We start from the raw sequence: 12,744 nt of genomic DNA, 5'->3' as shown, positions 1-12,744 counted from the left end.
CCGATGCTAGGACAATAGAGCAGCCGGTGGTTAACGTCTTTCGGCAAGGGGTCTTCGCGAATCGCGAAGACCCGGATTCAGACCTCCAGCAGGTGGTCGTAGAGCAGCCGGCTGACCGGCGACAGCGTCTCGACGTCGCGGACCACCAGCGCCAGGCTGCGCTGGGACCAGTCGTCATCCAGCGCCGCGGCGATCAGTCCGAGCGGTCGCCCGATGAGTTCGAAGGCCTGCAGCGGCAGCACGCCCAGCCCGAAACCCGCCTGCACCATGCGGCACACGGCATCGAAGCCGGGTACATGGATGCGCAGGCGCAAGGCCTTGCCGTGACTGCGGGCGGCCGCCTTGGTGCGCAGGTTGATGAAGCTGTCGGCGTGCAGGCCGACGTGGTCATCGTCCAGGGTCTCGGCGAAGGCCAGCCGCGCGCGGGCGGCCAGGCGATGATCGGGACGCATCACCACCACCAGGGTGTCCTGCCGGTAGGGCACGGCCAGCAGGCCGCGGGTGTCGGTGTCCGAGGAGCAGATGCCCAGGTCGGCGGCGCCTTCCAGCACACCCTTCACCACCCCGGCGCTGGGTCGCTCGTCCAGACTGATCTTGACCTGGGGATGGCCGACGGTGAAGGCCTGCAGGTCCTCGGGGAGGAATTCGATGATGGCGGAGATGTTGGCCATCATCCGCACATAGCCGCGCACGCCCTGCAGATGTTCGCCGACGTCGATGCTGATGCGCTCGACGTCGGCGAGGATGCGCTTGGCGTAATGCAGCAGCGTCTCGCCGACCGGGGTGAGGGTGGTGCCCTTGGCGTTGCGCTCGAAGAGTTCGATGTCGAGCGACCGCTCCAGATCATGCAGGCGCTTGCTGGCGGCGGACAGGGCGATCATCTCGCGCTCGGCGGCGCGGGTCAGGGTGCCCTCCTCGTGCACCGCCAGCAGCAGCTGCAGCGAGACCAGGTCGAGGCGGCGGAGCAGGTTGCGGTAGTGCATCGTCTTGCGGTCCTGGCGGCCAGAGGTCCTTGTACAGGACCAGGCACGCCCGGGCTAGCCGCCCGCCTCCGGTCAGAGACCCAGGTCGCTCAAGCCGGGATGGTCATCCGGCCGCCGCCCCTGGGGCCAGTGAAACAGCCGCTCGGCCGCGGTGATCGGCAGGTCGTTGATGCTGGCGTGTCTCTCGGCCATCAGGCCCTGGTCGTCGAAGTGCCAGTTCTCGTTGCCGTAGGCGCGGTACCACTGGCCGTCTTCGTCCCGCCATTCGTAGGCGAAGCGCACGGCGATGCGCGCGCCGTCATGCGCCCAGAGTTCCTTGATCAGCCGGTACTCGTGCTCGCGCTGCCACTTGCGGGTGAGAAAGGCCTCGATGGCGACGCGGCCCTGGAGGAAGTCGGCGCGATTGCGCCAGCGGCTGTCGACGGTATAGGCCAGGGCCACCTTGGCCGGATCGCGGCTGTTCCAGCCATCTTCGGCGGCGCGGACCTTCTGCTGGGCGGATTCGAGGGTGAACGGCGGGACGGGAGGACGGGCAGCGCTCATGGGACACTCCTGGGCAGATGAGGCCCCAGTGTCGGGCCGCCGCGGCGGTGTCACAAGGTCGAACGGCCCACGGATCCGGCCAAGTCGCTCAGCGCCTGTTCAACGGCTGCTGCGCGTCGGCCAGACGGCGTTGAAAATGACCTGGGTCGCCAGCCCGGTCGGAATGCTCAGCTACCCCTCGTGAACCCGAGCGCGGGTCCGATCCGCTTCCTCAGCCCTTTGCTCCTTGCTTGGCTCTCGCTCGCGAGACGTTGATCAGGCTCTCAGACCTCGACCAGGCGATAGTGCAATCCCCGCACCACCGCCTCGACCCTGTTGCGTGCGCCCAGTTTGCGGGCGGCGGAGTTGAGGTGCAGGTTGACCGTGGCGGTGGAGCGGTTGAGGGTGGCGGCGATGCGCTTGGCGGTCAGGCCCTTGGCCGAGTACTGCAGGCACTCACGCTCGCGCGGCGTCAGGCGGACCTGGCCGCAGCGGCGCTCGGCCGGGGCGAGCAATTCGTCGGCCCGGGCCTGGAAGGCATGGGCCAGCACCAGGAAGGCGCCCAGGCAGGCTTCGCCGGCGGCCTCGGCGTCCGCGGCATCGGCATCGAGGATGCCGGTCAGGGTGGCAAAGGCGCCCCCCGGCAGGTGCAGCGGCACGGTCACCCCGGTGGCCAGGCCGCTGTCCCGCACATAGCAGGTGACCGGGCGATGACTGTCACCCAGGTACTCGCGCAGGGCGCTGCGGGTTTCGCTGCGAAACGACCAGACGAAGGGCGCCGCACGCCGACTGGCGCATTGCTGCACCGGGTCGATCTGGTAGTAGCCGCGCTCGCACCAGAAGGCCTGCATGTCCGCCGGGGCGTTGCGTACCTTGAACACCGAGGGGGTGATGAGTACCCCGTCGTGACTGAGGGGCACCGGGGCGTAGTCGTAGATCAGCGCCTTGCAGCCCAGATGGTCGGCACTGGCCTGGACGGCATCCAGACAGGCGTCGAGCGTGGGCAGCCCGGCGAGGCGGCTGCTGACGGTGAGCAGATCGGCATGCATCTTGGAGCTCCTGCCCTGATGGCGACGGGGAAAGCGAAGCAAAGGCTCTGCCAGTCGCCCCCGGCCTGCTGCAAACCTAGCACTTTTGTGGATGGGGCCAGGCCCCACCCTGGCCTAGAGTCGAGCCTACCCCGCCCCTTCGAGGAAGCCCCATGACTCAGCACGCTCCGTCCGGCGACGCCGCCGACCTCGCTCGCTTCGGCTACACCCAGGAACTCAAGCGCCAGCTCGGGCTGAAGGACCTGCTCATCTACGGCCTGGTATTCATGGTGCCCATCGCGCCCTTCTCCATCTTTGGCGGGGTGTTCGACGCCAGCCACGGCATGGTGCCCCTCACCTACCTGATCGGCTTCGTCGCTATGCTGTTCACTGCGGTCAGCTACCAGCAGATGTCGCGCGCCTTTCCAGTGGCCGGTTCGGTCTACGCCTACGTCGGTCGCGGCCTGCACCCAGCCCTGGGCTTTCTCGCCGGCTGGGCCATCCTGCTCGACTACCTGCTGGTGCCCACCCTGCTCTATGTGATCGGCGCCAACGCCATGGCCAACGTCATCCCGGTCATTCCCCAGCCGCTGTGGATCGTTTTCTTCGTCGGCCTCAACACCCTGGTCAACCTGCGCGGCATCGAGACCACCGCCCGCGCCAACCGGCTGTTCCTCTACGGCCAGCTGGCGGTGCTGCTGGTGTTCGTGGTGCTGGCGTCCCTGGCCATCAGCCGCGGCGTGAATGGCGCCGAGTGGAGCCTGAAGCCGCTGTACAACCCCCAGGAATTCTCCCTGCCACTGATCTTCAGCGCGCTGTCGGTGGCGGTGCTGTCCTTTCTCGGCTTCGACGCCATCTCCACCCTCTCCGAAGAAACCCGCGGCGGCAGCCGGGTGGTGGGTCGCGCCACGCTGCTGGCCCTGACCCTGGTGGCCGCGCTGTTCATGGTGCAGACCTGGCTGGCCGCCCTGCTGCAACCCAACCTGATCCAGTACCCCGACGCCGATGCCTCGAACAACGCCTTCTACGAGATCGGTCGGCTGATCGCCGGCCCCTGGCTGCAGGTGGTGATCGCCCTGGCGGTGGCCATCGGCGCCGCCATCGCCAACGCTCTGGTGGCCCAGGCCGCCACCTCGCGCCTGCTGTTCGCCATGGCCCGTGATCGCCAGATGCCGCAGTTCCTGCGGCAGATCCATCCCACCACCCGGGTGCCGCAGCGTGCCATCCTGCTGGTGGCGGCCCTGAGTCTAATGCTGGGGCTGTTCTTTGTCGGACAGATCAACCTGCTCGCCTCCATGTGCAACTTCGGTGCGCTGACCGCCTTCCTGCTCCTGCATGTGGCAGTGGCCTGGCATCACCGCGGCGCCGGTCGCCCGCTGCTGCATGCGCTGGTCCCGCTGGTCGGTTTCATCATCCTCGCCTACGTGCTGTTCAACGCCGACGTCTACGCCAAGGTCGGCGGCAGCTGCTGGATGGTGCTGGGCCTGGCCGTGCTGGCCTTCCTCAGGCTCAGCGGCCGGACCACGGAATTCAAGGCCAACGACGCCGTCCATTAGGCACAGACCCGCCGCGGAGGCTCCCGATGATCAAGACCCTGCACAGCCAGCACTGCCATTGCGGCTGGGACCACAGCCTCCCCCCGGCGCTGGAGGTCGCGCCGGGCGAGACGGTCAGCTTTGCCTGCCGCGATGCGGCGGACGGCCACTTCCACGCACAGTCCAGCGCCACCGACATCGCCACCCTGCCCTTCGAGCGGGTCAATCCGGTCTGCGGTCCGCTGTGGATCGAGGGCGCCGAGCCGGGCGACGTGCTCAAGGTGACGCTGGACAGTTTCACCCCCAGCGGCTTTGGCTGGACCGCCAACATTCCCGGCTTCGGCCTGCTCGCCGACCAGTTTCCGGACCCGGTGCTGCAGCTCTGGCATTACGACCTCAGCGGTCAGAAGCCGGCCGCCTTCGGCGAGTTGGCGCGGGTCCCGCTCAAGCCCTTCGCCGGCACCCTGGGGGTGGCTCCCGCGGCGCCAGGTCTGCACTCGGTGGTGCCACCACGGCGGGTGGGTGGCAATCTGGATATCCGCGACCTGGCCGCCGGCACCAGCCTCTACCTGCCGGTGGAGGTCGCCGGAGCGCTGTTTTCCATCGGCGATACCCATGCCGCCCAGGGCGATGGCGAGGTCTGCGGCACCGCCATCGAGACCGCCATGGCGGTCACCGCCACCTTCGAGCTGATCAAGCAGCAACCGCTGGCCATGCCCCGCTTCAGCACCCCGGGGCCGGTCACCCGACACCTCGACGGCGCCGGTTACGAGGTCTTCACCGGGGTCGGACCCGACCTGCTGGCCGCGGCGCGGATGGCCGTCAGCGGCGCCATCGACTGGCTCGGACAGACCCGCAACCTGCCGGCGGAGCAGGCCTATCTGCTCTGCTCGGTCTGCGGCGATCTGCGCATCAGCGAAATCGTCGACGTGCCCAACTGGGTGGTCAGCTTCTATTTTCCGCGGATCGTGTTCGAATAGCCGGGGCCGGACGGTCTGGCGTCCGCCGCGGCAACGTCCCCCATAGCGAAGCGATGACGATCAGCAGGCCGCCCAGCCAGCCCCAGAGGCCCAGGCGTTCGTCCAGCCAGAAGCTGGCGAACAGCGCGCCGAACAACGGCTCGGCGCCCATCAGCAGGGCGACGCGGGTGGCGCTGGTGCGGCCCAGGGCAAAGTTCTGGGCGAGAAAGGCGCCCAGGGTGCAGAACAGCACCAGGTAGCCCGTGGCGAGCCAGAAGCCCGCTTGCAAGGGCAGCGGCGCCAGGCCCGGGCCCAGGGCGAACAGCAGCAGACAGGCCAGGCCCACCACCCCGGTCTGCACCGCGGTCAGCGCCAGGGCCGGCACCGGGGCACTGGCCTGCTGCAGACGCCGCCGCACCACGCAGACATTGACCGCGCGCAATACCGCCGCCAGCAGGATCAGGCCGTCACCCAGGTTGAAGCTCAGGGTCACGCCACGGGTCAGCAGCCCAGCGCCCGCCACCGCCAGCCCCGCGGCGCCCAGGGCGCGGGCCTCGGGGCGCTGGCCGAGCAGCCACCATTCGGCGAAGGGGGTCAGGGCCACGCAGAGACTGATGAGAAAGGCGGCGTTGCTGGCGCTGGTCAGGGCCACGCCATAGGTCTCGGCGAGAAAGATCGCCAATAGCAGCAGCCCGGTGGGTATTCCCGGTCGCCAGGCCCGCCGACCCTCGCCCCTCAGGGTGGGCAGCAGCAGCGCCGCGGTGAGACAGAAGCGCAGCGCCAGGTAGCCGAGCACCGGATAGAGCATCACAGCGTCCTTGACCACGGCGTAGCTGGTCCCCCAGACCAGGGCGGTAGCGAGCAGCAGGCCTTCGGCGAGGCCGAAGGTGGGGCGTTGCGACATGACAGCTTCTCCCTGAATCAGGCCGCCAGTGTGCCCGCCCCTGACCAGCACGATAAGCCCGCCAGCGTGCATAGCTCTTGTTCCCCCGGGGAAGCAATGGCAGCCTTTACAGCCCTATTGCTTCTGGCGGACTCTGGCATGGATCTCCTGCGCGCCCTCCCCCTGCTGCCCTGCATGGTCGCCTTCGCCAAGGTGGTGGAGACCGGCAGCTTCACCGCGGCCGCCCGGCTGCTGGACGCCACACCCTCGGCGGTCAGTCGTCAGGTCGCGCGGCTGGAACGAGAGCTGGGGGTGCGTCTGCTGCAGCGCACCACCCGCCAATTGCGCCTGAGCGAAGCCGGCCGCGAGGTACTCGGCCACTGCCGTCAGCTGCTAGCTGCCGCCGGTGCGGCGCTGGACAGTGGTCTACAGCACAGCGAGGAACCGCGCGGGCAGGTGCGACTGGCGGTGCCCAAGGCGGTCGGCTACCGGCTGATCGCCCCTTTGCTGCCGGAATTCTTCCAGCGCTATCCGCAAGTGGATCTGCAACTGCGCCTGGACGATCGCCCGCTGGATCCCATCGCCGACGACCAGGATCTGCTGGTGCGCATCACCGAGCAGCCACCCGCCGGCTTCGTCGCCCGGCCACTGCGCGAGATGGACTTCGTGCTCTGCGCCAGCCCGGCCTATCTGCAGCGCCGCGGCACGCCGCAGCAGCCCCAGGCGCTGGCCGAGCACGATTGCCTCTACCTCGGCGAAACCCCGGGCGACCAGCGCTGGCAACTGCGCCACGGCGACCGGGTGGAAAGCGTGACGGTGCGCGGCCGCCTGGCCTGCAATCACAGCGGCGTGCGCCTGGAGGCCACCCTCGCCGACCTGGGCATCGCCTGCCTGCCGGCCTTCGCCGCCGAAGCCGGCCTGGCCGCCGGCAGCCTGCGGCGGGTGCTGCCCGACTGGCAATACCTCGGCCCCTACCAGGGCACCGCCTGGCTGCTCTATCCGCCGGATCGCCAGTTGCCGACGGCGGTCAGGGTGCTGGTGGATTTCCTGCTGGAGCGGCTCAGGTCAGCCCCAGGTTCAGGCTAGCACCGCCACCGACTTGAGCTGCGCCCACACCCGACTCCCCGGCTGCAACGCCAGCCGCTCCAGCGAATAGCGGGTGATCCGCGCCAGCAGCGCCGCGCCGCCCAGGTCCAGGCGCACCAGCACCTGGGCCGGCGAGCGGGTCGGGGCGATCTCGGCGACGGTGGCCGGCAGCACATTGAGGATGCTGCTGTGCTGACGTTCCAGGCTCAGGCTGACATCCCGCGCCAGCACCTTGATGCGCAGCGCCTGCCCGGGCGGCAGCGGGGCATGGGCCAGCAGCACGCGCTGCTCGCCGGCCAGGCCCAGGCTGAGCAGGCCGTAGTCCGGATCATGGCCGAGCACCCGCCCTTCCAGCACCACCCCGGCGTCATCGGCCAGGGCGATGGGCAGGTCGAGGCGCGCCAGTACCTCGGGGGTCGGCCCGCTGGCCAGCACCCGCCCCTGTTCCAGCAGCACCAGGTGATCGGCCAGTCGCGCCACCTCGTCGGGGGCGTGGCTGACATAGAGGATCGGCAGCGCCAGCTCCCGGGTCAGGCGTTCCAGGTAGGGCAGGATCTCTGCCTTGCGCTCGGCGTCCAGCGCCGCCAGGGGTTCGTCCATCAGCAGCAGCCGCGGACTGGTGAGCAGCGCCCGGGCGATGCCGACCCGCTGGCGCTCGCCGCCGGACAGCCGCGCCGGCATCCGCGAAAGCAGTCCTTCGATGCCCAGCAGCTCGACGACCTGTTCCAGCGCCAGCCGCCGGTCGCCCGGTGCCACCCGCTGCCAGCCGAACAGCAGGTTGCGACGCACGTCCAGGTGCTCGAACAGATTGGCATCCTGGAAGACATAGCCCAGGGCGCGCCGGTGCGGCGGCAGGAACAGGCCGCGGTCGCTGTCCTGCCAGGTCTCCCCGGCCACCACCAGACGCCCGCGGGCGGCGGGTTCGAGTCCGGCCACGCACCTCAGGCAGCTGGTCTTGCCCGAGCCCGAGGGCCCGAACAGGGCGGTGACGCCGCTGCCGGGCAGCATCAGGTCCACGTCCAGCGTAAAGCTCGGGTGTGAGAGTTCGAATCTCGCCGTCAGACTCATGTCCAGGCCGACCGCCCGCGGCGGCCATAGAGCAGCAGGAGGATCACGAAGGAAAAGGCCAGCATGCCGCCGGCCAGGAGATGCGCCTGGGGATACTCCATGGCTTCCACGTGATTGAAGAGCTGGGTGGAGACCACCTGGGTCCGCCCGGGGATGTTGCCGCCGATCATCAGCACCACGCCGAATTCGCCCACGGTATGGGCAAAGCCGAGGATGGCGGCGGTGACGAAGCCCGGCCGCGCCAGCGGCAGCACCACGTGGAAGAAGGTATCCAGGGGACTGGCCCTCAGGGTGGCCGCAGCCTCCAGAGGGCGCGGACCGATGGCCTCGAAGGCGTTCTGCAGCGGCTGCACCACGAAGGGCAGCGAATAGCACAGCGACCCCACCACCAGCCCGGCGAAGGTGAAGGGCAACCGCCCCAGCCCCAGGGCCGAGGTCGCCTGTCCCACCCAACCCTCCGGCCCCATGGCCAGCAGCAGGTAGAAGCCGATCACCGTGGGCGGTAGCACCAGCGGCAGGGCCACCAGGGCGCCGACCGGCCCCTTGAGCCGGGAGCGGGTGCGCGCCAGCCACCAGGCGAGGGGCGTACCCAGCACCAGCAGCAGCAGCGTGGTCATGTTGGCCAGTTCCAGGGTCAGGCGGATCGCCGCCCAGTCCGCCGCGCTCAGGCTCATGGGATCACTGCCGGTAGCCGTAGGCCTTGAGCACCGTGGCCGCCTGGGGTCCCTTGAGATAGTCCAGCAGCGCCTTGGCCGCCGGTTGATCCTGGCCCTTGTCCAGCAACACGGCGTCCTGGCGGATCGGCTCATAGAACTCGGCCGGCACGATCCAGGCCGAGCCTTCCTTGACCTTGCCGTCCTGGTAGATCTGCGACAGGGCGACGAAGCCCAGCTCGGCATTGCCGGTGGCGACGAACTGGTAGGTCTGGGTGATGTTCTGGCCTTCCACCCGCTTGGCCGCGACCGCCTCGGTGAGGCCCAGCTTGGCCAGCACCTGGGTGGCGGCCAGGCCATAGGGCGCGGTCTTGGGATTGGCCACGGCCAGGTGGGCGAAGGCGTTGTGCTTGAGCACCGCGCCTTCGCTGTCCACGTAGCCGGTCCTGGGCGACCAGAGCGCCAGGGTGCCGATGGCATAGGTGAAGCGCGAGCCCTTGACCGCCGCGCCCTCGCTTTCCAGCTTGGCCGGGGTGCTGTCGTCGGCGGAGAGGAAGACCGCGAAGGGCGCGCCATTCCTGATCTGGGTGTAGAGCTGGCCGGTGGCGCCGCTGGAAATCACCAGCTGATGGCCGGTGTCTCGGGTGAACTGCTCGCCGATGGCCTTGAGCGGTGCGCTGAAATTGGCGGCCACGGCCACCTGGACCTCGTCGGCCAGGGCCGGGGTGGCCAGCGCTGCGGTGAGCAGGGAAAGCAACAGGCGGGAACGGCTGGAGATCATCGGTTCTGGCTCCTTGGGCTGGTCAGGATGCGCTCATCAGCAGGACGCTGGCGGCGCTGAAACAGGCGCAGGCGGCCAGGCCGGGGACGAGTCCCAGCTGGCGACTGCTAGTGGCGGTCAGGGTGGCGGTGACGCGGCGACCGGCCGGTAGCGCCAGCACCACCTCGTGGTTGATCGGTCCCTCATGGACGCGCTCGACCTCTCCCCACCACAGATTCTGCGCCGACAGGCGCAGCCCTGGATCGGTGCCGATCAGCACCGCCGAGGCCTTGACCAGGGCCACTACGGCGCGGCCTGGCGCCAGGCCGAGCTGCGCGGCGCTGTCGCGGGTGACCAGGGCGGTGAGTCGCGTGGCATCGTCCAGGCGCAGCACCACGGCGCTTTCCACATCGCCCTGTTCGAGCGCCTCGACCACGCCGGAAAACTGGTTGCGGGCGCTGCTGCGCCAGTTGAGGTTGAGCAGCAACTGGCGAAAATCGGCCACTTCGGTGCGAGTGGCCTCGTCCAGTCCGGCCGCCACCTGGTCCAGGGTGGTCTGGTAGTGCTGCTCCAGCGCCCGATAGAAGGCCACCACCCGCTGGCCATAGGCGGTCAGCCGGGTGCCGCCGCCGCCGCTGCCCCCCGCGCTGCGGGCGACCAGGGGCTGGGCGGAGAGATTGTTGATCTGGTCCACCGCGTCCCAGGCCGCCTTGTAGGACAGCGGCACCCGCTTGGCCGCCTGGCTGATGGAGCCGGTGGCGGCGATGGCCTCCAGCAGACGAATGCGGGTCTGGGTCAGCTCGGCGCCGACACTGCTTTCCAGCGACAGATGGGCAATGAAGGGCGAGGCGCTCATGTCAGGGACTCCCGGCATTCGGGTTGTATGACTGCAACGCTCCGACCTAGAGTGGCGCCCCTTGCCTCTTCCCCAACGTTCAGGAGCGATATCCAATGAAGGTCAGTGCCCGCAATGTCTTCCCGGGAACCGTCAGCCAGGTGCGCGAAGGCGCGGTGAATGCAGAGGTGACCCTTACCCTGACCGGCGGTACCGAGCTGGTAGCCGTGGTTACCCTGGACAGCGTGAAGAGCCTGGAGCTGGCGCCGGGCAAGTCGGCGGTGGCCCTGATCAAGGCGCCCTGGGTGATGGTGATGACCGCCGATAGCGGACTGCGCCTGTCGGCGCGCAACTGCCTGACCGGAACCGTGGAGAGCATCGGCGATGGCGCAGTCAACGCCGAGGTGGCCATCGCCCTGCCCGGTGGCAGCCGCGTGGTGGCCATGGTCACCCGCGACGCGGTGCAGGAGCTGCAGCTGGCTCCGGGCGTGGCCGCCACGGCGGTGTTCAAGGCGTCTCATGTGATCCTGGGGGTCCCGGCCTGATCCTGGGGGCGGCGGATCGGATCCGCCAGGGCGTTATAGCCTCAAGTATATAGCGTGGGACAAAAGAAAACGCCGGCAGGTTTCCCTGCCGGCGTTGGTTCTGGTGCTTACGCCAGTTTCTTGTACTTGACCCGCTTGGGCTGGGCCGCGGCCTCGCCCAGGCGCTTCTTGCGATCGGCTTCGTACTCGGTGTAGTTGCCTTCGAAGAACACCACGTTGGAATCGTCCTCGTAGGAGAGGATGTGGGTGGCGATGCGGTCGAGGAACCAGCGATCGTGGGAGATCACGATGGCCGCGCCGGGGAAGTCCAGCAGGGCGTCTTCCAGGGCGCGCAGGGTTTCCACGTCCAGGTCGTTGGAGGGTTCGTCCAGCAGCAGCACATTGCCGCCCTGCTTGAGGGTCAGCGCCAGGTGCAGACGACCGCGCTCACCGCCGGAGAGGTCCTTGACGAACTTCTGCTGGTCGGCGCCCTTGAAGTTGAAGCGACCGACGTAGCTGCGCGAGGGCACCTCGTAGTTGCCGATCTTGATCACGTCGGAGCCGTCGGAGACCTGCTCCCAGACGGTCTTGGTGTCGGACAGGTTCTCGCGACTCTGGTCGACACTGGCCAGTTGCACGGTATCGCCGATCTCGATGCTGCCGGCGTCCGGCTGCTCCTTGCCCATGATCATGCGGAACAGGGTCGACTTGCCGGCGCCGTTGCCGCCGATGACGCCGACGATGGCGCCCTTGGGCACCACGAAGCTCAGGTCGTCGATCAGCAGGCGATCGCCATAGCCCTTGCTGACGTTCTTGAACTCGATGACCTTGTCGCCCAGGCGCTGACCGGCGGGGATGTAGATCTCGTTGGTCTCGCTGCGCTTCTGGAATTCCTGGGACTGCATTTCCTCGAAGCGCTGCAGGCGGGCCTTGGACTTGGACTGGCGGGCCTTGGCACCGGAGCGTACCCATTCCAGTTCGGCCTTCATGGCCTTGGCGTGGGCGGCTTCCTGCTTGGCTTCCTGGGTCAGGCGCGCGGCCTTGGATTCCAGCCAGCCGGAGTAGTTGCCCTCGAAGGGGATGCCCTGGCCGCGGTCCAGTTCCAGGATCCACCCGGCGACGTTGTCGAGGAAGTAGCGGTCGTGGGTGATGGCCACCACGGTGCCGGGGAAGTCGTGGAGGAAGTGCTCCAGCCAGGCCACCGAGTCGGCGTCCAGGTGGTTGGTGGGTTCGTCCAGCAGCAGCATGTCGGGGGCCGACAGCAGCAGGCGGCACAGCGCCACGCGGCGCTTCTCGCCGCCGGAGAGCACGCCGACCTTGGCGTCCCAGGCCGGCAGGCGCAGGGCGTCGGCGGCAACTTCCAGCTGGCGCTCCAGGTTGTGGCCGTCGGCGGCCTGGAGGATGGCTTCCAGCTTGGCCTGCTCGGCGGCCAGGGCGTCGAAGTCGGCATCCGGCTCGGCGTAGGCGGCATAGACCTCGTCCAGCCGGGCCTGGGCCTGCTTGATCTGACCGACCGCTTCCTCGACCACGTCACGAACTGTCTGCTCGGGATCAAGTTTCGGTTCCTGCGGCAGATAACCCACATTGATACCGGGCATCGGCCGCGCTTCACCTTCGATCTCGGTATCGACGCCGGCCATGATGCGCAGCAGCGTCGATTTACCCGCACCGTTCAGACCGAGCACGCCGATCTTGGCGCCGGGAAAGAACGACAGGGAGATGTTCTTGAGGATTTCACGCTTGGGCGGCACGACCTTGCCGACCCGATGCATGGTGTAGACGTATTGAGCCATGGTGGGACCTTGGGACCGGAATGAAAAACAGGGGACACAGTATGGCGTCAGCAGCGAACGCTGTCGAAACCCCGCGCGACGAAAGCGCCAGCGCTGATCACGCGGAAAAAACCGG

13 protein-coding genes are annotated in these 12,744 nt (G+C 68.5%); 4 read left to right on the top strand and 9 right to left on the bottom strand.

Annotated features, from left to right (window positions below; genetic code table 11):
- Positions 1-77 precede the first annotated feature (77 nt).
- From QMX82_RS15390 to QMX82_RS15380, 3 genes are all read right to left on the bottom strand, one after another.
- Positions 78-983, bottom strand: coding sequence for a LysR family transcriptional regulator (locus QMX82_RS15390; RefSeq protein WP_133862144.1), 906 nt, complete (start codon positions 981-983; stop codon positions 78-80).
- 72 nt (positions 984-1,055) lie between these two features.
- The gene (locus QMX82_RS15385) at positions 1,056-1,526 is read right to left on the bottom strand and encodes a nuclear transport factor 2 family protein (protein ID WP_133862145.1); all 471 of its coding nucleotides are present in this window, start codon (positions 1,524-1,526) and stop codon (positions 1,056-1,058) included.
- Positions 1,527-1,789: 263 nt separating this feature from the next.
- Positions 1,790-2,554 carry a LuxR family transcriptional regulator gene (locus QMX82_RS15380; protein ID WP_133862146.1) on the bottom strand — a complete coding sequence of 255 codons (765 nt, stop codon included), beginning with the start codon at positions 2,552-2,554 and terminating at the stop codon, positions 1,790-1,792.
- 152 nt (positions 2,555-2,706) lie between these two features.
- Here QMX82_RS15380 and QMX82_RS15375 point away from each other — a divergent pair, with 152 nt between their 5' ends.
- Together QMX82_RS15375 and QMX82_RS15370 are read left to right on the top strand one after the other, a co-directional pair.
- A complete protein-coding gene (locus tag QMX82_RS15375) occupies positions 2,707-4,089 on the top strand; it encodes an APC family permease (protein WP_280310843.1) in 1,383 nt (460 codons plus the stop codon).
- Between the two features lie 26 nt (positions 4,090-4,115).
- Entirely contained in the window at positions 4,116-5,048 is a 933-nt protein-coding gene (locus tag QMX82_RS15370; protein ID WP_208694078.1) for an acetamidase/formamidase family protein, read from the top strand.
- Here QMX82_RS15370 and QMX82_RS15365 read toward each other — a convergent pair.
- Positions 5,014-5,931, bottom strand: coding sequence for a DMT family transporter (locus QMX82_RS15365; protein WP_282285086.1), 918 nt, complete (start codon positions 5,929-5,931; stop codon positions 5,014-5,016). The genes QMX82_RS15370 and QMX82_RS15365 overlap by 35 nt on opposite strands.
- Before the next feature lie 138 nt (positions 5,932-6,069).
- Between QMX82_RS15365 and QMX82_RS15360 the strand changes: the two genes are divergently transcribed.
- Positions 6,070-6,996, top strand: a complete 927-nt coding sequence (locus tag QMX82_RS15360; RefSeq protein WP_282285084.1) for a LysR family transcriptional regulator — start codon at positions 6,070-6,072, stop codon at positions 6,994-6,996.
- Here QMX82_RS15360 and modC read toward each other — a convergent pair.
- Genes modC through QMX82_RS15340 form a run of 4 tightly spaced genes read right to left on the bottom strand, consistent with a single transcriptional unit; the run spans position 6,988 to position 10,333 of the window.
- Positions 6,988-8,064 carry a molybdenum ABC transporter ATP-binding protein gene (modC, locus tag QMX82_RS15355; RefSeq protein WP_133862155.1) on the bottom strand — a complete coding sequence of 359 codons (1,077 nt, stop codon included), beginning with the start codon at positions 8,062-8,064 and terminating at the stop codon, positions 6,988-6,990. The two genes, QMX82_RS15360 and modC, sit on opposite strands and share 9 nt — an antisense overlap.
- Positions 8,061-8,738, bottom strand: coding sequence for a molybdate ABC transporter permease subunit (gene modB, locus QMX82_RS15350; protein WP_282285080.1), 678 nt, complete (start codon positions 8,736-8,738; stop codon positions 8,061-8,063). Before modB ends, modC begins: the two co-directional genes overlap by 4 nt.
- A 4-nt stretch (positions 8,739-8,742) precedes the next feature.
- Entirely contained in the window at positions 8,743-9,498 is a 756-nt protein-coding gene (gene modA, locus QMX82_RS15345; protein ID WP_208694075.1) for a molybdate ABC transporter substrate-binding protein, read from the bottom strand.
- Positions 9,499-9,520: 22 nt separating this feature from the next.
- The gene (locus tag QMX82_RS15340) at positions 9,521-10,333 is read right to left on the bottom strand and encodes a TOBE domain-containing protein (protein ID WP_208694074.1); all 813 of its coding nucleotides are present in this window, start codon (positions 10,331-10,333) and stop codon (positions 9,521-9,523) included.
- A 95-nt stretch (positions 10,334-10,428) separates the two neighbouring features.
- On the opposite strand from QMX82_RS15340, the gene QMX82_RS15335 reads away from it, so the two are divergent.
- A complete protein-coding gene (locus QMX82_RS15335; RefSeq protein WP_208694073.1) occupies positions 10,429-10,857 on the top strand; it encodes a TOBE domain-containing protein in 429 nt (142 codons plus the stop codon).
- A 107-nt stretch (positions 10,858-10,964) separates the two neighbouring features.
- Here the strand turns inward: QMX82_RS15335 and ettA are convergent, their stop codons facing one another.
- Positions 10,965-12,629 carry an energy-dependent translational throttle protein EttA gene (gene ettA / locus QMX82_RS15330; RefSeq protein ID WP_158893649.1) on the bottom strand — a complete coding sequence of 555 codons (1,665 nt, stop codon included), beginning with the start codon at positions 12,627-12,629 and terminating at the stop codon, positions 10,965-10,967.
- Between the last annotated feature and the right edge of the window lie 115 nt (positions 12,630-12,744).

The sequence above is a fragment of the Pseudomonas sp. PS02302 genome (assembly GCF_029959585.1).
GTDB classification, from domain to species: Bacteria; Pseudomonadota; Gammaproteobacteria; order Pseudomonadales; family Pseudomonadaceae; genus Chryseomonas; species Chryseomonas aestiva.
This window is presented reverse-complemented; position numbering and strand designations above follow the sequence as displayed.

What these genes read in the sequence shown, in the direction of transcription:
- QMX82_RS15390 (WP_133862144.1), bottom strand. Translation starts at nt 983, where the DNA reads ATGCACTACCGCAACCTGCTCCGCCGCCTCGACCTGGTCTCGCTGCAG.
- QMX82_RS15385 (WP_133862145.1), bottom strand. Translation starts at nt 1,526, where the DNA reads ATGAGCGCTGCCCGTCCTCCCGTCCCGCCGTTCACCCTCGAATCCGCC.
- QMX82_RS15380 (WP_133862146.1), bottom strand. Translation starts at nt 2,554, where the DNA reads ATGCATGCCGATCTGCTCACCGTCAGCAGCCGCCTCGCCGGGCTGCCC.
- QMX82_RS15375 (WP_280310843.1), top strand. Translation starts at nt 2,707, where the DNA reads ATGACTCAGCACGCTCCGTCCGGCGACGCCGCCGACCTCGCTCGCTTC.
- QMX82_RS15370 (WP_208694078.1), top strand. Translation starts at nt 4,116, where the DNA reads ATGATCAAGACCCTGCACAGCCAGCACTGCCATTGCGGCTGGGACCAC.
- QMX82_RS15365 (WP_282285086.1), bottom strand. Translation starts at nt 5,931, where the DNA reads ATGTCGCAACGCCCCACCTTCGGCCTCGCCGAAGGCCTGCTGCTCGCT.
- QMX82_RS15360 (WP_282285084.1), top strand. Translation starts at nt 6,070, where the DNA reads ATGGATCTCCTGCGCGCCCTCCCCCTGCTGCCCTGCATGGTCGCCTTC.
- modC (WP_133862155.1), bottom strand. Translation starts at nt 8,064, where the DNA reads ATGAGTCTGACGGCGAGATTCGAACTCTCACACCCGAGCTTTACGCTG.
- modB (WP_282285080.1), bottom strand. Translation starts at nt 8,738, where the DNA reads ATGAGCCTGAGCGCGGCGGACTGGGCGGCGATCCGCCTGACCCTGGAA.
- modA (WP_208694075.1), bottom strand. Translation starts at nt 9,498, where the DNA reads ATGATCTCCAGCCGTTCCCGCCTGTTGCTTTCCCTGCTCACCGCAGCG.
- QMX82_RS15340 (WP_208694074.1), bottom strand. Translation starts at nt 10,333, where the DNA reads ATGAGCGCCTCGCCCTTCATTGCCCATCTGTCGCTGGAAAGCAGTGTC.
- QMX82_RS15335 (WP_208694073.1), top strand. Translation starts at nt 10,429, where the DNA reads ATGAAGGTCAGTGCCCGCAATGTCTTCCCGGGAACCGTCAGCCAGGTG.
- ettA (WP_158893649.1), bottom strand. Translation starts at nt 12,629, where the DNA reads ATGGCTCAATACGTCTACACCATGCATCGGGTCGGCAAGGTCGTGCCG.